21 protein-coding genes are annotated in these 17,631 nt (G+C 65.6%); 7 read left to right on the top strand and 14 right to left on the bottom strand.

Annotation, left to right across the window (positions count from 1 at the left end; genetic code table 11):
- The first annotated feature begins 277 nt into the window (after positions 1–277).
- The 3 genes from GNH96_RS15745 (at position 278) to GNH96_RS15735 (ending at position 3,283) form a co-directional block, all read left to right on the top strand.
- Positions 278–1,381, top strand: a complete 1,104-nt coding sequence (locus GNH96_RS15745) for a murein hydrolase activator EnvC family protein (protein WP_169604503.1) — start codon at positions 278–280, stop codon at positions 1,379–1,381.
- A gap of 70 nt (positions 1,382–1,451) precedes the next feature.
- On the top strand, positions 1,452–2,750 hold the full coding sequence (locus GNH96_RS15740; RefSeq protein ID WP_169604502.1) for a S41 family peptidase: 1,299 nt from the start codon (positions 1,452–1,454) through the stop codon (positions 2,748–2,750).
- Positions 2,751–2,848: 98 nt separating this feature from the next.
- Positions 2,849–3,283 carry an Hsp20/alpha crystallin family protein gene (locus GNH96_RS15735; RefSeq protein WP_169604501.1) on the top strand — a complete coding sequence of 145 codons (435 nt, stop codon included), beginning with the start codon at positions 2,849–2,851 and terminating at the stop codon, positions 3,281–3,283.
- Between the two features lie 69 nt (positions 3,284–3,352).
- On the opposite strand, the gene rapA is transcribed toward GNH96_RS15735, so the two are convergent.
- Both rapA and ubiG read right to left on the bottom strand, forming a co-directional pair.
- Positions 3,353–6,199 carry an RNA polymerase-associated protein RapA gene (rapA, locus tag GNH96_RS15730; RefSeq protein WP_169604500.1) on the bottom strand — a complete coding sequence of 949 codons (2,847 nt, stop codon included), beginning with the start codon at positions 6,197–6,199 and terminating at the stop codon, positions 3,353–3,355.
- A 72-nt stretch (positions 6,200–6,271) separates the two neighbouring features.
- A complete protein-coding gene (ubiG, locus tag GNH96_RS15725) occupies positions 6,272–7,036 on the bottom strand; it encodes a bifunctional 2-polyprenyl-6-hydroxyphenol methylase/3-demethylubiquinol 3-O-methyltransferase UbiG (RefSeq protein ID WP_169604499.1) in 765 nt (254 codons plus the stop codon).
- 83 nt (positions 7,037–7,119) lie between these two features.
- On the opposite strand from ubiG, the gene purE reads away from it, so the two are divergent.
- Both purE and GNH96_RS15715 read left to right on the top strand, forming a co-directional pair.
- Positions 7,120–7,608 (top strand): 5-(carboxyamino)imidazole ribonucleotide mutase, encoded by a 489-nt coding sequence (gene purE, locus GNH96_RS15720; RefSeq protein ID WP_169604498.1) that lies wholly within the window; start codon positions 7,120–7,122, stop codon positions 7,606–7,608.
- Positions 7,605–8,738, top strand: coding sequence for a 5-(carboxyamino)imidazole ribonucleotide synthase (locus GNH96_RS15715; protein ID WP_228719920.1), 1,134 nt, complete (start codon positions 7,605–7,607; stop codon positions 8,736–8,738). Before purE ends, GNH96_RS15715 begins: the two co-directional genes overlap by 4 nt.
- A gap of 1 nt (position 8,739) precedes the next feature.
- On the opposite strand, the gene GNH96_RS15710 is transcribed toward GNH96_RS15715, so the two are convergent.
- The 3 genes from GNH96_RS15710 to GNH96_RS15700 are packed head-to-tail and all read right to left on the bottom strand — an operon-like array spanning position 8,740 to position 9,891.
- The gene (locus tag GNH96_RS15710; RefSeq protein WP_169604497.1) at positions 8,740–9,213 is read right to left on the bottom strand and encodes a DUF1249 domain-containing protein; all 474 of its coding nucleotides are present in this window, start codon (positions 9,211–9,213) and stop codon (positions 8,740–8,742) included.
- Positions 9,210–9,623, bottom strand: coding sequence for a 6-pyruvoyl trahydropterin synthase family protein (locus GNH96_RS15705; protein ID WP_169604496.1), 414 nt, complete (start codon positions 9,621–9,623; stop codon positions 9,210–9,212). The genes GNH96_RS15710 and GNH96_RS15705 overlap by 4 nt, the downstream gene beginning before the upstream one ends.
- A 7-nt stretch (positions 9,624–9,630) precedes the next feature.
- A complete protein-coding gene (locus GNH96_RS15700; RefSeq protein WP_169604495.1) occupies positions 9,631–9,891 on the bottom strand; it encodes a PilZ domain-containing protein in 261 nt (86 codons plus the stop codon).
- 209 nt (positions 9,892–10,100) lie between these two features.
- Here GNH96_RS15700 and GNH96_RS15695 point away from each other — a divergent pair, with 209 nt between their 5' ends.
- Both GNH96_RS15695 and GNH96_RS15690 read left to right on the top strand, forming a co-directional pair.
- Entirely contained in the window at positions 10,101–11,117 is a 1,017-nt protein-coding gene (locus GNH96_RS15695) for a tryptophan--tRNA ligase (RefSeq protein WP_169604494.1), read from the top strand.
- A gap of 10 nt (positions 11,118–11,127) precedes the next feature.
- Positions 11,128–11,916, top strand: coding sequence for an RMD1 family protein (locus GNH96_RS15690; protein WP_169604493.1), 789 nt, complete (start codon positions 11,128–11,130; stop codon positions 11,914–11,916).
- Positions 11,917–11,918: 2 nt separating this feature from the next.
- Here the strand turns inward: GNH96_RS15690 and GNH96_RS15685 are convergent, their stop codons facing one another.
- The 9 genes from GNH96_RS15685 to ftsB all read right to left on the bottom strand — a co-directional run bounded on the left by GNH96_RS15685 (position 11,919) and on the right by ftsB (position 17,617).
- Complete coding sequence (locus tag GNH96_RS15685; RefSeq protein ID WP_169604492.1) at positions 11,919–12,119, bottom strand: hypothetical protein; 201 nt, start codon at positions 12,117–12,119, stop codon at positions 11,919–11,921.
- A gap of 206 nt (positions 12,120–12,325) precedes the next feature.
- Positions 12,326–13,249: a ketopantoate reductase family protein gene (locus GNH96_RS15680; protein ID WP_169604491.1), complete on the bottom strand. Its 924-nt coding sequence runs from the start codon at positions 13,247–13,249 to the stop codon at positions 12,326–12,328.
- Positions 13,246–13,944 (bottom strand): DnaA regulatory inactivator Hda, encoded by a 699-nt coding sequence (gene hda, locus GNH96_RS15675; protein WP_169604490.1) that lies wholly within the window; start codon positions 13,942–13,944, stop codon positions 13,246–13,248. The genes GNH96_RS15680 and hda overlap by 4 nt, the downstream gene beginning before the upstream one ends.
- Positions 13,945–13,972: 28 nt before the next feature.
- The gene (gene wrbA / locus GNH96_RS15670; RefSeq protein ID WP_169604489.1) at positions 13,973–14,590 is read right to left on the bottom strand and encodes an NAD(P)H:quinone oxidoreductase; all 618 of its coding nucleotides are present in this window, start codon (positions 14,588–14,590) and stop codon (positions 13,973–13,975) included.
- Between the two features lie 26 nt (positions 14,591–14,616).
- Positions 14,617–14,967 (bottom strand): arsenate reductase (glutaredoxin), encoded by a 351-nt coding sequence (arsC, locus tag GNH96_RS15665; protein ID WP_169604488.1) that lies wholly within the window; start codon positions 14,965–14,967, stop codon positions 14,617–14,619.
- Between the two features lie 32 nt (positions 14,968–14,999).
- On the bottom strand, positions 15,000–16,064 hold the full coding sequence (truD, locus tag GNH96_RS15660) for a tRNA pseudouridine(13) synthase TruD (RefSeq protein WP_169604487.1): 1,065 nt from the start codon (positions 16,062–16,064) through the stop codon (positions 15,000–15,002).
- Positions 16,061–16,537, bottom strand: coding sequence for a 2-C-methyl-D-erythritol 2,4-cyclodiphosphate synthase (gene ispF, locus GNH96_RS15655; protein WP_169604486.1), 477 nt, complete (start codon positions 16,535–16,537; stop codon positions 16,061–16,063). The genes truD and ispF overlap by 4 nt, the downstream gene beginning before the upstream one ends.
- Entirely contained in the window at positions 16,525–17,250 is a 726-nt protein-coding gene (ispD, locus tag GNH96_RS15650; RefSeq protein ID WP_169604485.1) for a 2-C-methyl-D-erythritol 4-phosphate cytidylyltransferase, read from the bottom strand. The genes ispF and ispD overlap by 13 nt, the downstream gene beginning before the upstream one ends.
- The gene (ftsB, locus tag GNH96_RS15645; protein WP_169604484.1) at positions 17,240–17,617 is read right to left on the bottom strand and encodes a cell division protein FtsB; all 378 of its coding nucleotides are present in this window, start codon (positions 17,615–17,617) and stop codon (positions 17,240–17,242) included. The genes ispD and ftsB overlap by 11 nt, the downstream gene beginning before the upstream one ends.
- Between the last annotated feature and the right edge of the window lie 14 nt (positions 17,618–17,631).

Here is a 17,631-nt window from a genome sequence, read left to right as displayed (position 1 = left end):
AAATTGGTTAGACTAATGTATCTTGTTTCGCACGCATCCGGCATTCTATCAGGCTATAGGGCCCGACTCCGTTCGCGGCGTTCGTTTAATCGGAAAATTATACGTTGAACCGGCGCCGCAGTGTGCCTGCCCGTGATCTTTCGACGTGAAAGCAGCGCAGCGAAGGTTTTGTTCGTTCTCGTCCGCCGGGGCCAATCCGCCGGGAGCGGCTGGGGACGAACGGCGTTCGTCGGGAAGGCTCCGGTATGCGAGGGCATGCGTTTTCTCCGGATTCCTGATGTTGTCGCTGCCTTGGCAGGTGGGGGGAGCGGAGGATGGCGACGCCGCCGAGCGGCTCAAGGCGGTACGCGACCGCATCGAGTCTGCGGAGAAGGAACTGGAAACGATCGAAGCCCGGCGGGGCAGCGTTTCCGCTGAGCTGAGGCGGGTGGAGGAGCGTTATGGCGATCTGGTGCACACGCTCCGGCTGCTGGAGGACAAGACGGCAGTCCAGTCCAGGCGCGCGGCCGAATCGAGCCGACGCCTCGCCGAGTTGCAGCAGGCGGTGCTCAAGCAGCACAAGGCGCTGGCCTCGCTGGCGCGGTCGGCCTATGCGCTCGGCGATCAGCAATGGCTCAAGCTCGTGCTGAATATCGACGAGCCGGGACGGCTCGCCCGCATGATGGCGTATCATGGCTATCTGAACCGCGACCGCTACGCCCGTCTCGAGGCGCTGCAAAAGGATATTGCCCAGGTCCGGACGCTGCAGGACGAGGCGGCGGCCGATGCCGGGCGCCTCGATGCGCTTCGGGAACGCATCCAGCGCGAAAAGGTCGAATTGGATGAAGCCCGGCGGGAGCGCCTCGACGTTCTGGCCAGGCTTCACCAGGAACGCCAGGGCAAGGATGCCGAACTGGTCCGGCTCAGGGAAAGCGAGCATCGATTGGAAGCACTGGTATCCTCGCTGCGCGAAATCGTCGCAGGCTTCACGGCTTCGCTCGTCGCACCGAAATCTTTCGCGCTGCGCAAAGGCCAGTTGAGCTGGCCCGCCGCGGGGGAGCGGGTGGCGCAGTTCGGCGGGCAGAGGATGTCGGGCCGTTGGGACGGCGTGGTGATCCGGGCGCCGGAAGGTGCGCCGGTCAAGGCGGTTTCGGAAGGTCGGGTGGTTTTTTCCGATTGGCTTCGCGGCTACGGTTTGCTTACCATCGTCGACCACGGCGACGGCTATATGAGCCTGTATGCGTTCAACCAGAGCGTATACAAGAACGTCGGCGACTGGGTGGAGACCGGAGAGGTCATCGCCAGCGTCGGTTCCAGCGGCGGACAGCCGGAGCCCGGCCTGTATTTCGGCATCCGGGAGAAGGGTCAAGCCATGGATCCTTCGCAATGGTGCAAGGATTGAGCTGCACCCGGGGTCGGTTTGTTGCGGTATTTATTGCGGAATCTTTAGAGATAGGGTGAAAGTGACGGGCATGCGTGCGCTCAAGATTGGTTTGTTACTCGGTGCGTTGTCGGCAGCAAGTTGGGCGGAAGATAAACAGACGCCGGCCGGGGCGGTCAATATCCCGTTCGAGGGACTGAAGACCTTTTCCGAGGTTTACGGTCGCATCCAGCAGGACTACGTCGAGCCGGTACCGGACGACAAGCTTCTGGAAGACGCCATCCGGGGGATGCTGTCGGGCCTCGATCCGCACTCCAGCTACCTGGATCAAGAGCAGTACAACGAACTGAAGGTCGGCACTACCGGCCAGTTCGGCGGCCTGGGAATCGAAGTCGGGATGGAGAACGGTTTCGTCAAGGTCATCGCGCCGATCGACGATACGCCGGCTTTCCATGCGGGCATCAAGGCGGGCGACCTGATCATCCGGCTGGACGATAAGCCGGTGAAGGGCATGTCCCTCAACGATGCCGTGAAGATGATGCGCGGCGAGCCGGGCAGTCCGATCGTGCTGACGGTGGTGCGCGAAGGCGTCGAGCAGCCGCTCAAGATCACCATTACCCGCGACATCATCAAGATCAAGAGCGTCAAGAGCAGGATGCTCGAAGACGGCTACGGTTATTTGCGCATCACCAGCTTCCAGTCCAAGACCGGGGACAACATGGTCGAGGCCGTCGACGAGATGAAGAAGAAGGGGGCTTTGAAAGGCCTCGTTCTCGACTTGCGCAACAATCCGGGGGGTGTCCTCAATGCTGCCGTGGCGGTGAGCGACGCTTTCCTGGAAAGCGGCCTGATCGTCTACACCGACGGCCGGGTGGAGGATGCGAAGATGCGCTTCTCCGCGACGCCCAACGACATCATCGGCGGCGCCCCCATGGTGGTGCTGATCAACGGCGGCTCGGCCTCCGCATCGGAGATCGTCGCGGGCGCGCTGCAGGATCACAAGCGTGCGGTCATCATGGGCGAGAAGACCTTCGGCAAGGGCTCGGTACAGACCATCCTGCCGACCAGCAACGGCGGCGCGGTGAAGCTGACCACGGCGCGCTACTACACTCCGTCGGGGCGTTCGATCCAGGCCGAGGGTATCACGCCGGACGTGCCGATTTCGCGGGTGAAGCTGGAGATGGCGGCGAAGTCGGAATTCGCACCGATCAAGGAGGCCGACCTGGCCGGCCACCTGAGCAACGACAAGTCCAAGAAAGGCGGCGACGCCAAGGACAAGGATGGCGAAAGACTCGATGAGGCGCTCGCCTTGCAGGATTATCCGCTGAACGAAGCGCTCAACCTGCTCAAGGGCATCAACATCGTGCACAAGAACGGCGTGAAAAACTAAGTTTGTGAGGTCGCTTGCCGGTCGAGGCGACGTTTCGTTGAAATCTTCATCGCCGCGCGCCCTAACTCGGGTAGGCCAAATTAGACAGGAGATGCGTCATGACAGTCAGCCGCAATGAGCCGTGGAGTTTGTTGAATCAACTGCAGCGGGAGCTGGAGCGATCGTTCGAGGGGCGCCCGGGTCCCGACTCGGCCGCGACGGCCGAATGGACGCCGGCCGTGGACATCAAGGAGGAAGCCGATCGTTACGTCCTCCTCGCCGATCTGCCGGGCGTCAGCACGGAGGACATCGACGTGTCCATGGAGCAGGGCGTACTAACGTTGCGTGGCGAGCGGAACACCGAGGCCCGTACGGAGCGTTCGGGCTACAAGCGCATCGAGCGGGTCTACGGCAGTTTCTACCGCCGGTTTTCGCTGCCGGACACGGCCGATGCCGAGGGCATCTCCGCGCGCTACAACAATGGCGTGCTGGAGATCGTGATTCCGAAGAAGGCGGCGATTCAACCGCGGCGGATCGTCGTCAGCACCGAATGATGCGAGGCGGCGGGCAGGGAACAGGCTGAAAAAAGGGGAGCGAGGCTCCCCTTTTTCTTGGGTCGTGAACTATACGGTAACGAGGAGTCGGACGGCATCGAGCCGCAGATGCGCGGTTTGAAGATACGCATGCATCTCGACAGCATCGTCCTTGAGCTTGTCCAGCTCTTCCGGCCGGACGCTGGGGTTGATGTTCCGGAGTGCGGCCAGCCGTTTGATTTCGTCCCCCATCTCATCGAGCATGCGCTGGCTGCTCTCGGCCACGATTTCGGGCAGGCGCGCCCCGGCCCGGGTTTCGGCCAAGGCCAGCAATTTTTCCAGATTCTGTTTTTGGCTCCTGACGAAAGCGCGGACCTTCTCGGCCTCGAAGGCGTGGGGCCGCTCGTCGAATTCCGCTGCGACGATCCGGCCGAGGTCCTGCCCCCGATGGTCCAGCAGCGTGCGTATCAAGGTCGTCGGAAGGAAGCGGAAAAGTTGCAGACGGCGGGGGGCGGGGCATTCGATCCGATGGAAGGTTTCCAGCAGCATCTGGCCGGCGGGGAGGGTTGGATGCGAAACGAAACCGAGGGAGGCGCTGCCGTGCTCGCCGTTCAGGATCAGGTCCATGGCGCCCTGCACCATGGGATGCTCCCAGCTCAGGAACAGCATGTCTTCGCGCGCCAGTGCCACGTCCCGGCTGAGGGTGACGGTGACGCCGTCGTCCGGTAGCTCCGGGAACTTGGGAACCCGCAGGTGTTCGCCGGGGCGGAGGATGTAACAGTCGGTGGAATGTTCCTCGACGATGACGCCGTAAGCATCGCATACGGCTTCTAGCCAAGGCCATAAAGCGGCGTCGCGGTCCCAGGCGCAGACCGCTTCCACCAGGCGGTTGGCCGGATCCGGCCGGCAGGAGTTGAGTTCCAGCAGGCGGTCCCGGCCGGCGTGCAGCTCCGCCTCGATATCCTCGGCCAGTCTTCGGGTATGCCGGATCAGCGCTTCGGCTCCGCCGTCCGGTGCGGCCAATACCGTTTTCAGTTCCTCGCCGAGCCGGGCGAACACTGCGGCACCTGCGCCGGCGGGGCGATGGAAGGCATCCAGGCCTTCGTGGTACCAGCGGAACAGGATCGCCTGGGCCGTGTCTTCGAAATAGGGTACGTGGATGTCGATGCTGTGGCGCTGGCCGATCCGGTCCAAGCGGCCGATCCGCTGCTCCAGCAAGTTGGGGTCCAGGGGCAGATCGAACAGCACGAGGTGGTGCGCGAACTGGAAGTTGCGCCCTTCGCTGCCGATCTCGGAGCAGACCAGCACCTGTGCGCCTTCCTCTTCGTCGGCGAACCATGCCGCGGCGCGGTCGCGGGTGATGATCGACATGTCCTCGTGGAACACCGCCACGCGGACGCCGCCCAACGTTCTCAGCGCGTTTTCCAGGTCGATCGCGGTCTGGCGCCGGTGGCAGATGACAAGAAGCTTCGAGCGTGAGGGCTTGAGACGCTGGACGGTATCGAGCAGCCAGTGCACGCGCGGATCGTGGCGCCACCACTCCGGGTCGTCGCTGGACGATTCCGGCCACAGCCGGGCCTCGAGCGACGCCATCCGCGACCGGTAATGCTCCGGCAGGGGGAGGGGACGTCCGTGCAGCAGACGGGACGGGAAGCCGTGGACCGTGCTCCGGGTATTGCGGAACAGCACCCGGCCGGTACCGTGACGGTCCAGCAGAAGCTGGATCAGCGCGTTGCGGGCGTGGGCCGCGTGGTCCGGGTCGTCCAAGTCTCCCATCAGCGCATCGGCGCGGTCGTGCTGGACGAAACGCTGCAGTTGCCCGAAGGTTTCGGCGTCGAGCCGCGGGTTGTCGAGCAGCTTGTTGATGACGTCGGCCAGCGCCGTGTATTCCTGCTCCTCCTGCCGGAACTGCTCGAAATCGAAGAAACGATCGGGATCGAGCAGCCGAAGGCGGGCGAAGTGGCCGAACTTGCCGAGCTGTTCCGGCGTCGCGGTCAGCAGCAGCAGGCCGGGCGTCCGCCTGGCCAGGGCCTCGACGAAGGCATAGGCCGGACTCGGGCCTTGCGGCGACCATTCGAGATGATGCGCTTCGTCGATGACGACCATGTCCCAGGCGACATCGAGCACATAGCGATGCCTGGCCGGGTCTTTGAGGATGAAATCCAGGCTGCTCAGCGCCAGGTTCGCATCCGCGAACGGATGACCTTCTTCGGCGGCCTCCTCGTAGGCATCGTCGCCGATCAGGCTGAAGCGCAGGTTGAAGCGCCGCAGCATTTCCACCAGCCACTGGTGAAGCAGCATGTTCGGCACCAGGATCAGCACCTTTTCAGTACGGCCGGTGATGATCCGGTGGTGGATGATCAGCCCGGCCTCGATGGTCTTGCCCAGCCCGACCTCGTCCGCCAGCAGCACCCGCGGGGCATGCCGCGACGCAACTTCATGGGCGATGTAGAGCTGGTGAGGAATCGGGCTGGTGCGGGCGCCGATGAGGCCCAGTACCGGCGACTGTTCCAGGCGGGCGAGTTTTTCGCAGGTCTCGATGCGCAAGCGGAACACGTCGCCGGGATCGATCTGGCCCGAGAACAGCCGGTCCTGCGGCTTGTTGAACTGGAGAAACGGGTTGAGCTCGATTTCGTCGAGTGTGCGAGAGTTTCCGTCCGCGTCCCTGCCAACATAGACCAGCAGGCCGTCCCTCTCCTCGACTTCATCGACCCGCATCGACCAGCCGTCCACGCTTTCCACCCGGTCGCCGGACGCGAACCGGACGCGGGTCAGCGGGGCATTGCCGAGGGCGTAGATGCGCCGTTCGCCGCTGGCGATGAACAAGACGGTGATTTTGTTGTACTCGACGCTGAGCACGGTGCCCAGTCCCAGTTCCGGCTCCGTATCGCTGATCCAGCGTTGTCCGGAACGGAGTGTGTGTCGGGGCTCAGGCATGAAAGGATCGCCATCCAGGAGTTTGCGGAACAAAGGGGCGGAATTTTACCAGATGGCGAAAGATCGGATCGATCACGGCCTTGCAGCCAGCAGCATGTAGTTCACACCCCGGAAGGGTGTCAGGAAGGGCCGGCGGGCGATCGGCAGCATGCCGACGCCGGTGGTTTCCCGGATTTCGAGGCCGCCGCATTCGAGCAGGTCGTGGAGTTCGGCTGGAGTCCGGAATTTGCGCCATTGGTGGGTTCCTCGGGGCAGCCAGCGCAGCAGATATTCGGCGCCAACGATGGCGGCGACATAGGAAACCCAGGTGCGGTTGATCGTGGAAACCACCATGCAACCGCCGGGACGGACCAGCCGGCAGCAGGCCTGCATGAACGCCGGAAGATCGGCAACGTGCTCGACGACCTCGAGGTTCATGACAGCGTCGTAGTCCCGGCCGTGCGCCGCCAGAGATTCTGCCGTTCCGGTCTGGTATTGGATGTCCAGCGCTCGGCCTGCCGCGTGGCGGCGAGCGATCTCGATGTTGCGCTCGGCGGCATCGACGCCGTGGACTCTTGCGCCCAGTGCGGCCAGCGCTTCGCTCAGCAGGCCGCCGCCGCAGCCGATGTCGAGTATGTCCAACCCGGCGAGAGGCCGTGGCGCCGCGGGGCTGCGCCCGAATTGCTCCAACAGGCGGCCGCGGATGAAATCCAGCCGAAGCGCGTTCAGCCGGTGCAGCGGCCAGAACGGTCCTTCCGGATTCCACCATGCTTCAGCTCCGCTGGTCTTCGAGCCCGCCAGGCGTTCGAAGCGTTCGATCTCAGCGGGGTCGATGCTCGCGGCGAAGGGGTCGTTCATGGAAGGGGGATGTGGCAGGATTTGGGGTGCCTTGGGGGTGTGGGGTATCATAGGAGCTTTTTTCAACGGCAACGAGTACCCTAATGGTTCAGGTCGGTATCGTGATGGGGAGTACCAGCGACTGGGACGTCATGCAGCACGCTGTCCGTAAGCTCGAAGAGTTCGATATCCCGTGCGAGGCCAAAGTGGTGTCAGCCCATCGAACCCCGGATCTGTTGTTCGAGTATGCGGAAGGTGCTCGCGGACGCGGCCTGCAGTGCATCATAGCCGGTGCCGGCGGGGCGGCGCATCTGCCCGGAATGATGGCGGCCAAGACCACCGTGCCGGTGCTGGGGGTGCCGGTGCCCAGCAAGCATCTCGGCGGGCAGGATTCGCTGTATTCGATCGTGCAGATGCCCAAGGGCGTTCCGGTCGCGACCTTCGCCATCGGCGAGGCGGGGGCGGTCAACGCAGCGCTGTTCGCGGTGGCCTTGCTGGCGAACGGCGATCCGGCGTTGCAGCTTCGTCTCGACGAATTCCGCCGGCGCCAGGCCGAGTCCGTGTTGGCGGCGACGTTGCCGGAGGCGCGATGATGGCGCACATCCTGCCCCCTGCGATGCTCGGCATTCTCGGTGGCGGCCAGTTGGGGCGCATGTTCACGATGGCGGCCCGGTCCATGGGCTACCGGGTGACCGTGCTGGATCCCGATGTCCAAAGCCCTGCGGGGATGGTGGCGGACCGCCATGTCTGTGCCGGCTACGACGACGAGGGGGCGCTCGAGGACCTCGCGTCGAGCTGCGCGGCGGTGACGACCGAATTCGAGAACGTTCCCGCCGACAGCTTGCGTTTTCTGGAGTCCAGAACGCGGGTTTCACCTTCCTCGGCCTGCGTGGCCATCGCCCAGGACCGAATCGTCGAAAAACGCTACATCGCGGGCGCGGGCCTGGCGGTGGCGCCGTTCCTCGCGGTCGAAACCGCGCTGGACTTGTCCGGCGACCTCGCCCCGTTGCTGCCGGGCATCCTCAAGACGGCGCGCTTCGGCTACGACGGCAAGGGACAGGTGCGGGTGGCGACGCCGGAAGAGGCCCGGAGCGCTTTCGAAGCGTTCGGCTGCCGTCCCTGTGTCCTCGAGAAGAAGCTGGACCTCCAGACCGAGGTTTCCGTCATCGTGGCGCGGACCTCGGCGGAGCTCGTGAGAACCTTCCCCGTCGCGGAAAATCAGCATGAGGCCGGCATCCTCGACATCAGCATCGTGCCGGCCCGGGTGGCGCCCGATGTTGCTGCACGGGCTCGTGAGATGGCCTGCGCCCTGGCGGAGGCGATGGACTACGTCGGCGTGCTGGCGGTGGAGTTTTTCGTGCTGCGGGACGGCGGCCTGGTCATCAACGAGGTCGCGCCGCGGCCCCACAACAGCGGCCATTACACGCTGGACGCCTGCGCCGTGAGCCAGTTCGGACAGCAGGTCCGCACCCTGTGCAAGCTGCCCCCGGCCGACACGCGTCTGCTCAGCCCCGTCGTCATGGTGAACCTGCTGGGCGACATCTGGCGCGACGACGAACCGGCCTGGGATCTGATTCTGAGCGAGCCCTCGGCCGTGCTTCATCTCTACGGCAAGGCGAGCGCAAGAGCGGGGCGGAAGATGGGCCATTTCAACGTGCTGGCCGAAACCGCCGAGGCGGCTCTGGAAAAGGCGGAGACGCTCAAGCGCGCCTTGCGGCGTTGAATCAGGCCGGCGCCGAATTGTCCATCCAGGGGTGCAGGTCGGCCGGTCTGGCCGAAAGCCGGTAGCGGCTGTCCACGCAGTAGTCCAGCCAGCGCGCCAGGAAATAGTTCAGCGACCATTTGTAGTCCAGCACCCGCTGCGGCGTCGCTTCATCCCGCAGGGCGTCGCGTACCTCGGGGCGGCAATGGTCGCTGAGCACTTCGACGGAACGGGCGTCGAGATAGACGCGAATCCTGACGGCCGGCTCGTGCAGTTCTTCCATGGCGCAGCCGAAGGCATGGGTCAGCTCCAGCGTCAGCGTATAGGGCGAGCGCTCCAGCAGACGGATATGCAGGGCCGGCTTGCCGTCCACCGATGCCTTCAGCGCCGGCCGGATCTGATCGAGGTCCGGGACCAGAGCCACCAGCCGTTCATAGTTGGCCTCGCACAGCTTCGCCAGCCAGTACGAGCGGTTGCGGGGCAGGAAGCGGCTCATGGTTTGCCCGCATCGCGAAAGGTCGCGCAGGCGCTCGAAGTTTCCCACAGGGTGACGCTTTCCACCGCGAACCCTTTCAGCTGCAAGTCCCGGTAAATCATTTCGGCGAGTGCTTCCGCCGTGGGATGTCGTTCGAGCACGAGGACCCGCTCGCCGGCCTGCTGCAGCAAGGGCAGCAACGGATCGTCCCGCTGCAGCAGCAGGTTGTGATCGAGCTGGGTGTCGATGAACGCATGGGCGGCGGCCGAGATGTCGGCGAAATCGCAGACCATGCCCTGGGAATTCAGGCCCGCGGCTGACACGGTGATGGCCGCCCGCACGCTGTGGCCGTGCAGGTGCCGGCATTTGCCGGCATGGTGCATCAGGCGGTGGCCATAACAGAAAAATATCTCTTTGGTGACGCTGTACATGCGGAATCTATTCGCTCTTGATCCCCTTGATGGCGCCGGCCACATGGTGGAAGCCGGGTTCCGGCGCAGGGGTGCAGCGTACCACCTCGATGTTGGCCGTCAGGGGGGGGGCGAGCCGGTCGTCCGGCTCGATGTGGATTTCCAGGGCGCGGCCCGGCTTGATGATTTCATCGGTCCGGAACAGGATGCCGGAGCCGCTGATATTGACGCATACGCCGGCGCGTTCTCCGTCCTCTCCCGCGATCTTGTATTTGATCGGATAGCTCACTGGTATGCGTCGAGAGCGGCGTCTCTCGATGAAATCCGGCATAGACTCGCCCCTCATGGTTGTCTCGGGGCGTATTCTAAACGAATGGCGCGCGGGATGGTGGTTTTGAGCCCCGGCCGCGTGTGGCGGTGCCCGGCGTTTTGTGTCATAGTGCCGCCCGCGCCGGCCGGCGCGCCGTTTCTTGCCGTTTTTTCCACCACTTCGTCCGCATGAGCACCAAATCAGTCGTCCTGACCGGCATCACCACCACCGGGACTCCCCATCTCGGCAATTACGTCGGCGCCATCCGGCCCGCCATCGAGGCGAGCCGGGATCGAAGCGTGCAGCCCTATTATTTCCTGGCCGATTATCACGCCTTGATCAAATGCCACGATCCCGAACGGGTGAGGCAATCGACCCTGGAAATCGCCGCGAGCTGGCTGGCCCTGGGGCTCGATACCCAGAACGCCGTGTTCTACCGGCAGTCGGATGTTCCCGAGATCGTCGAACTGACCTGGATGCTGGCCTGCGTGACCGCCAAGGGCCTGATGAACCGTGCCCATGCCTACAAGGCCGCGGTGCAGGCCAACCAGGAGGCGGACGAGGCCGACCTCGACAAGGGCGTCACCATGGGGCTGTTCAACTATCCCGTCCTGATGGCCGCGGACATCCTCATGTTCAACGCCCACAAGGTGCCGGTCGGACGCGACCAGGTACAGCACATCGAGATGGCCCGTGACATCGGCCAGCGCTTCAACCATATCTTCGGCGAGCATTTCGTGCTGCCGGAGGCCGTGGTCGGCGAGGAGACCGCGGTGCTCCAGGGTCTGGATGGCCGCAAGATGAGCAAGAGCTACGACAACACCATTCCGCTGTTCGCGCCGGAAAGGCAGTTGCGCAAGCTCATCATGAAAATCAAGACCAACTCCCAGCTTCCGGGCGAACCCAAGGATCCAGCCCAGTGCACGCTGTTCTCGATCTACCAGGCCTTCGCCAACAAGCACGAGGTCGAGGAAGCCCGGCGCTGGTACGCCGAGGGCATCGGCTGGGGTGACATGAAGACCAAGCTGTACGAATACTTGAACGACCACCTCGCAACGGCCCGCGAGCGCTACGAGGCGCTGCTCCAGGAACCGGAACGGATCGAACAGGAACTCCGGGCCGGCGCGGCCAAGGCGCGGGCCCATGCCGTCCCCTTCATGCAGCGGATCCGGGAGTCCGTGGGCATCCGGCCGCTGGGGCGCTGATTCTTTCGCCATGGCCGCCGGCGCCGAACGGGTGATCCGCGCCCGCGCCTGGTTCCTCGGCAGCCGCATCGACTACCGGGAGATCGAACGGGGCGGGGCGGTCGCACTGGGACCGCTGACCGTGGTGGTCGGCCGCGAAGGCTACCGGATCACTTTTCGTTTCGGCGTCGTGGTGCTGGTCGGGCTCAGCGCCGAGCAGGAAGCGGAAATCCTGCAGGGCCTGCGCGCGACCGTCCACAACCCCTTGCCGGAACCCGAGCTGGAGGAGGTCGACCTCCTGATCCACCCGGCACTGCCGGAGCGGCTGGACAGCGAAGGCCGTCTGGTTTTGCGCGAGGCTTCGGTCGCCCGCCTGCAGGTCGTCGCCCACGTCCTGGCCAAGAGCTGCGTGCTCTCCTACTACGAGCGCAACGTGGCGGAGGAGTTCGACCGCATCGAGCAGATTGCCCAGCGCCTGACCCGCGCCGCCGGCCCCCCCCGCGGCAAGCGCGAAATCCTCAATGAAATCGGCAAGGCCTTGTCCATCATGGGGCGCATGGTGGGGCGGGTCGAGGTCGCGGAAAAGCCGGAGATCGTCTGGGACGATCCCCAGCTCGACCAGCTTTACGAGCGCCTGGCGACCGAATACGAACTGCGCGACCGGGACAGGGCGCTGTCGCGCAAGCTCGAACTCATTTCGCGCACCGCCGAGACTTACCTCGATTTGGTGAACCACCGCCAGGCGCTCCGGGTCGAGTGGTACATCGTCATCCTGATCGTCGTCGAGATCGCGCTCAGCCTGTACGAAAAGCTGAGCTGAGCTTATCGGCCGGGCGTCTTCCCGAACGCCGGGACGTGGCGCCAGCGATACCGCTCGACCGGTTCGGGTGCGGACAGCCCGGCGGCCATGGCCAGCCGCGCCTGGGTGGCGACGGTTTCGGGCGGATCGTTGCCGGTGACGTGAGCGCAGATCGTGGCCATCGCTTCCGGCGAGAAGTCATGCCATTCCTTGGGAGGCGACATTGGCCCGGGCTTGGGCCAGCGCGGTTTCCGGGAGGTCGCGGACCGAGCCCGGGCCGCCGAAGCGTGCCGCGAGATACTTGCCCCCGTCGGCGGAGATTTCACGGTGAGACAGGTCGTGAGGGGAGATGACGTGGTCATGGAGCCACCCGGTGTCGATGAAAACTTCGGCGGCGTCCCGATGTCTCGTGGAAGTCGTGGCGGATTCCCTAACGGCTTTTCACGGTTCGCAGTTCCCGGAGCTTCATCAGGGCATAGACCGATTCCAGGTGCGGGATCGCCACGCCGGCCCGCTGACCGGCGCGCACCGCGTTGCCGAGGATGGCTTCCGTCTCCATCGGCTGGCCGGCTTCGAAGTCGACCAGCATGCTGGTCTTGTACGGCGGCATCTTGTAGGTGCTGGCGATGTTCTTGTCGACGATGTCCTCAGGCAGGGGATGGCCGTTGGCCGCGGCGACCGCGCGGATCTCCTGCATGATCGCCCGGACGAAACCTTCCTGGGTCGACAGGATGTCGCGGGTATCGAGGCCGCCGGAGAGCACCGACAGCGGGTTGAAGGCGGCATTCCAGACGCATTTCTGCCAGCGCGCGGTCGTGATGTTCTCGGTGGCGACGCCATTGATGCCGGCCAGTTCGAACGACGCGGCCAGCGCCTTGACGCGTTCCGATGCGCCGCCGGGGTAGTTGCCCAGCATCAGCCGGCCGTAGGCTTGGTGCCAGATTTCGCCGGGCGCGGTGCGGGTGACGCCGATGAAGGCCAAGCCGCTGACGAGTTCGTTGTCGGGGAAGGCGGCGGCGATTTCCGGCTCGATGTCGATGCCGTTGGAAATCAGCACGATGCTGGTGCCGGGACCGACGGCATCGCGCAGCAGCCCGACCCGGTCGGCGCCTTCCACCACCTTGACGCAGAGCAGCACGCCATCCGGCCTGCCATCGAGTTCGGCGGCGGAACGGACGACCGCCGCCGGCCGGAAAGTGGTGTCGCCCAGCGTTTCGCTGCGAATATGGATGCCTCTGGCCTTCACGGCCTCGTAGTCGGAGCGGGCGACCACCGCCACGCTGTGTCCGGTCTTGGCGAGCAGGGCGCCGTAGAAGCTGCCGATGGCGCCGGTGCCGATCACGAGTAGGTTCATGCGATGTCTTCCAGGTAACTCTTGACGAAAGGGATGGTGAGCCGGCGCTTGGCGGCCAGGGTGGCGCGGTCCAGTTCTTCCAGCAGCGCCTGCAGCGAGGCCATGTCGCGGCGGCAGTGCGAGAGCAGGAACCGCCCGACCTGGGGGCTCAATTCGAGCCCCAGTTCGCCGGCGCGGCGCTCGAGGGCCGCCAGCTTGTGTTCGTCGGCCAGCGGATGGAGCCGGAGAGTGAGGCCCCAGGCCAAGCGGGTCTTGAGATCGGGCAGGGCTACCGGCAGTTCCGCGGGGGGCATCGAAGCGGTCACCACCAGGGTGTTCCCGGCGTCGCGCAGGGCATTGAAAAGCCCGAAAAGCTGCCGCTCCCAGTCGTCTCGGCCGGCGATCCGTTCGATGTCGTCCAGGCAGACCAGGTTCTGGTTTTCCATGCCGTCCAGCACGGCCGGGCCGTACTCGCCGACCAGCGCCAGCGGCAGACAGGCGGCGCTGCGCCCGCTGCGGAACGCCTCCCGGCAGGCGGCGTTGATGAGGTGGGTCTTGCCCAGGCCGGTCTCGCCCCAGAGATAGAGCAGCGGTTCGCCTTCGCCCCGGGCGCAGCGCCGCGCGGCTGCCGCCGCTTCGGCGTTCGGCCCCGCGCAGTAAGCCTCGAAGGTCTGCAGCGGATCGACGGCGAAATGCAGCGGAATCTGCTGGGCCATGGGGGAGGCCGCGAATGTCCTTGGGGGCTTATTCGGCCGCGTTTTTCAGCGCCTTGGCGACCCGCGCCAAACGAGCGCCGAAAGCGCGACAGAGGGCCCGTTCCTCGTCGCTCAGCGGCGAGGCATCGCCGGTGTGGCGGCTGGGGCCGTAGGGCGTGCCGCCGCTGCGGGTCTTGTGCAGGGCGGCTTCACTGCTGGGGATGCCGACCAGGATCATGCCATGATGCAGGAGCGGCGGCAGCATGGTGAGCAGGGTCGCCTCCTGGCCACCGTGCATGGAAGCGGTGGAGGTGAACACCCCGGCCGGCTTGCCGGAGAGCGCGCCGGAAAACCACAGGGCGCTGGTGCCGTCGAGGAAATGCTTGAGCGGCGCGGCCATGTTGCCGAAATGGGTCGGGCTGCCCAGGGCCAGGCCGTCGCAGTGCTTGAGATCGTCCAGGCTGGCGTAAGGCGGCCCCTCGGCGGGAACGGCGGGCGCCGTCGCCTCACTTACGGCGGAGATTTCCGGCACGGTGCGCAGCTTGGCGACCGCGTCCGGGACTTCTTCGACCCCGCGGGCGATCATGCGCGCCATATCGGCGGTGGAGCCGTGGCGGCTGTAATAGAGGATCAGGATTTCAGCTCTGCTGCGCTTCGAGTCGGTCATGGATATCGGGGGTTGGGCAAAGGATGTCAGCCGAGGATGGCCAGCACGTTCTCCGGCGGGCGGCCCAGCGCCGCCTTGCCGTGGGCCACGACGATCGGGCGCTCGATCAGCACCGGGTGGCTGGCCATGGCCGCGATCAGCGCATCGTCGCCGAGTTCCGGATTCGCCAGCCCCAGCTCCTTGTACGGGGCCTCGCCCTTGCGCAGCAACTGGCGCGGCGTGATGCCGAGAAGGCCCAGCAGTTCGCGCAACGTCGCCGCGTCGGGCGGGGTCTTCAGGTATTCGATCACGGTGGGCTCGATACCGCGGTCTTGCAATAGTTTCAGGGTTTCCCGCGACTTGCTGCAGCGCGGATTGTGGTAGATGGTCACGGACATGATGTGGCTTCCTCCGGGGTCGTTCAAGGCGATCAGGCGTCGGGCGAACTGTGGGCGTCGAACTCGACGAGCTCCCGCAGCACCGTGGTGGCATAGGCCCCGGCGGGCAGCGAAAACGCCAGCTCGCAGGCATCGGCGCCGATCGGCGAAAATTCGAGATCCGCTACTGGCAGCCGCAGGGCCCGCCGGGCGAGTTCGAGCCCGCAGCGTTCCAGACCTTCGCGGAATGCCGCGCATTGTGCCAGGGCTTCCCGCTCCATTTCGAGCGCCGCGCCGGAAATCGCCGGGTCGCCGGTGCCCCACAGCGTGCCGCTGGGATGGATCGCGAGCGCTTCGATGCGCCGCTCGATGGCTTCGTCCAATCGGTCCGCCTTGAAGAAGCTGTTGGAGCCGGTGAACATGAAGGCGTCGCCCTCCAGCGCCCGGTTCCAGCTGCCGTTCCCGACCCGATGGGCGAGGATGCGGTTGAACAAATAGGCGCGCGCCGCCGACAGATACAGCGAGCGCTTGTTGCGGTCGATGCGCCGGCGCGGATCGGCGAACAGCCGCAGCGCCTCCTGCAGATTGCGGCCCCCGTGGCCGAAACGCTGCGGGCCGAAATAGTTCGGCACGCCGGCCGCGCGGATCGCGGCGCAGCGGGCTTCCAGGCTATCGAGCGCGCCTTCCAACTCCCGCACGACGATGCGGAAGCGGTTGCCTTCCAGGGCGCCGCGTTTGAGCTTGCGGTCGTGCCGCGCATGGCGCACTACGGCGATGCTTTCGCTTGCCAGCGCGCTCCAGTCGGGATCGGGTTTGCCGGGCAGTCCTATGCTGAACCACTGGGTGGTGACGGCGTGGCGGTCCTTGAGGCCGGCATAGCCCACGTCCATCGGCTTGACACCGGCCAGCCTGGCGATCCGTTGCGCCACGTGGTCGGTGTTCTCCCCGGTCTTGCGGATGAGCACGAAGGCATGTTCGCCCTGGCCGCTGGGCTCGAAGCCGAGGATTTCGTCGACCCGGAAGTCTTCCGGAGAGACCCGGATGCGGCCGCGGCATGTCACTTCCCCGTGTGCCCGCGGCAGCTCGTCGAGTCCGAAGCGGGAAATGGTTTCGCTCATCGGCCGACGAGCAAGGCGACCGCGTGCGCCGAAATGCCTTCGCCGCGTCCTTCGAAACCCATGCCTTCGGTGGTCGTCGCCTTGACGTTGACGCAGCCGGCGGGGATTTCCAGGTCCTGGGCGATGTTTTCGCGCATCGCCTGGATGTGCGCGGCCAGCCGTGGCGCCTGGGCGACGACGGTCAGGTCGACGTTGCCGATGCCATAGCCCTCCTCGGCCACCTTCTGTCGGACCTCGCGCAGCAGCAGGCGGCTGTCGATGCCCTTGTAGCGGCTGTCGGTGTCGGGAAAGTGGCGGCCGATGTCGCCGAGAGCGGCCGCCCCCAGCAGCGCGTCGCACAGCGCGTGCAGCGCCACGTCGCCGTCGGAATGGGCGGCGAATCCCCGGTCGAACGGGATCGTCACGCCGCACAGCACGACGTGGTCGCCCTCCTTGAAACGGTGGGCGTCGTAACCTTGGCCTATTCGAAACATTGTCGCTCCAGATAGAAGGCGGCCAGGGGGAGGTCCTCCGGCCGGGTGATTTTGATGTTGTCGGACCGTCCTTCGACCACCCTGGGGGATTGCCCGGCCAGTTCGAGGGCGCTGGCCTCATCCGTCACCGCGAGCCCGCCTTTCGCCGCCGACTCCAGCGCCTCCTTAAGAGCCCGGTAGCGGAACATCTGGGGGGTGAGGGCGCGCCAGATGCGGCTGCGGTCCGGGGAGCCCTTGATCGTGCCGTTTTCGACCTCCTTGAGGGTGTCGGTGACCGGCAGCGCCAGGATGCCGCCCACGGGGTGGTCTTCCAGGATTTCCATCAGGCGTTCCACGTCCGCGGGGGTGATGCAGGCCCGGGCGGCGTCGTGCACCAGCACCCAGTCGTCGTCCGCGGCGTGGGCGGACAGGGCGCAAAGGGCGTTCAGCACCGAGTCGGCGCGCTCCTTGCCGCCGGTCGCCGTCAGCACCCGCGGCTCGCGCGAGCAGGGCAGCTCCGGCCAGAACTCGTCGTCCGCGCCCAGCGCAACCATGACGGCGGACACGCGGTGCACTGCGAGCAGGCGTTCGACGGTGTGTTGCAGCACCGGCTTGCCGGCCACCTCCAGGTATTGCTTGGGAACGTCGGCTCCCATCCGTTTGCCCACGCCGGCGGCGGGGATCACGATCCAGAACCGCGTTTCGGCTTCGCCGCTCTTCGGGTCAGTGCTCATGTGCCGGGACTTCGATGGCGGATGGGGCCGGTGTCGCCGGCTTGCGCGGCTTACGGGAAGGCGGCGGTGTAGGCGCAGGACTGGGCGTGGGATGCGCCGCGTCGATGATCTGTACCAAGGTTTCGCCCTCCTTGATCATCCCGAGGTCCCGCCGCGCATACTCCTCGATGGCATCGGTGCCCTCCTTGAGGTCCAGCACTTCGGCTTCCAGCGCCGCGTTTCGCTGCCGCCGCTTTTCGCCTTCCTCGGTGAGTTCCACGATGCGCTCCTGCAACCGATGCATTTCCACCAGGTTGCCGTCCCCGAACCACAGCCGGTACTGGAGCAGGGCGATCAGCACCAGCAGGAATGCGATCAGTTTGTTCACCCCCGCTCCGGGCC

The sequence above is a fragment of the Methylococcus geothermalis genome, from assembly GCF_012769535.1.
Lineage (GTDB): Bacteria > Pseudomonadota > Gammaproteobacteria > Methylococcales > Methylococcaceae > Methylococcus > Methylococcus geothermalis.
The sequence above is the reverse complement of the archived record's forward strand: the minus strand, read 5'-3'. Positions and strand labels throughout refer to the sequence as shown.

Bases quoted from the DNA above. Each gene is read 5' to 3' on its own strand.
- arsC (WP_169604488.1), bottom strand. From the start codon at position 14,967: ATGTCCGTGACCATCTACCACAATCCGCGCTGCAGCAAGTCGCGGGAA.
- hda (WP_169604490.1), bottom strand. From the start codon at position 13,944: ATGGCCCAGCAGATTCCGCTGCATTTCGCCGTCGATCCGCTGCAGACC.
- GNH96_RS15710 (WP_169604497.1), bottom strand. From the start codon at position 9,213: ATGAGCCGCTTCCTGCCCCGCAACCGCTCGTACTGGCTGGCGAAGCTG.
- truD (WP_169604487.1), bottom strand. From the start codon at position 16,064: ATGAGCGAAACCATTTCCCGCTTCGGACTCGACGAGCTGCCGCGGGCA.
- ispD (WP_169604485.1), bottom strand. From the start codon at position 17,250: ATGAGCACTGACCCGAAGAGCGGCGAAGCCGAAACGCGGTTCTGGATC.
- rapA (WP_169604500.1), bottom strand. From the start codon at position 6,199: ATGCCTGAGCCCCGACACACACTCCGTTCCGGACAACGCTGGATCAGC.
- ispF (WP_169604486.1), bottom strand. From the start codon at position 16,537: ATGTTTCGAATAGGCCAAGGTTACGACGCCCACCGTTTCAAGGAGGGC.
- GNH96_RS15745 (WP_169604503.1), top strand. From the start codon at position 278: ATGTTGTCGCTGCCTTGGCAGGTGGGGGGAGCGGAGGATGGCGACGCC.
- GNH96_RS15680 (WP_169604491.1), bottom strand. From the start codon at position 13,249: ATGAACCTACTCGTGATCGGCACCGGCGCCATCGGCAGCTTCTACGGC.
- GNH96_RS15685 (WP_169604492.1), bottom strand. From the start codon at position 12,119: ATGTCGCCTCCCAAGGAATGGCATGACTTCTCGCCGGAAGCGATGGCC.
- purE (WP_169604498.1), top strand. From the start codon at position 7,120: ATGGTTCAGGTCGGTATCGTGATGGGGAGTACCAGCGACTGGGACGTC.
- GNH96_RS15715 (WP_228719920.1), top strand. From the start codon at position 7,605: ATGATGGCGCACATCCTGCCCCCTGCGATGCTCGGCATTCTCGGTGGC.
- GNH96_RS15740 (WP_169604502.1), top strand. From the start codon at position 1,452: ATGCGTGCGCTCAAGATTGGTTTGTTACTCGGTGCGTTGTCGGCAGCA.
- GNH96_RS15695 (WP_169604494.1), top strand. From the start codon at position 10,101: ATGAGCACCAAATCAGTCGTCCTGACCGGCATCACCACCACCGGGACT.
- GNH96_RS15705 (WP_169604496.1), bottom strand. From the start codon at position 9,623: ATGTACAGCGTCACCAAAGAGATATTTTTCTGTTATGGCCACCGCCTG.
- wrbA (WP_169604489.1), bottom strand. From the start codon at position 14,590: ATGACCGACTCGAAGCGCAGCAGAGCTGAAATCCTGATCCTCTATTAC.
- GNH96_RS15690 (WP_169604493.1), top strand. From the start codon at position 11,128: ATGGCCGCCGGCGCCGAACGGGTGATCCGCGCCCGCGCCTGGTTCCTC.
- GNH96_RS15735 (WP_169604501.1), top strand. From the start codon at position 2,849: ATGACAGTCAGCCGCAATGAGCCGTGGAGTTTGTTGAATCAACTGCAG.
- ubiG (WP_169604499.1), bottom strand. From the start codon at position 7,036: ATGAACGACCCCTTCGCCGCGAGCATCGACCCCGCTGAGATCGAACGC.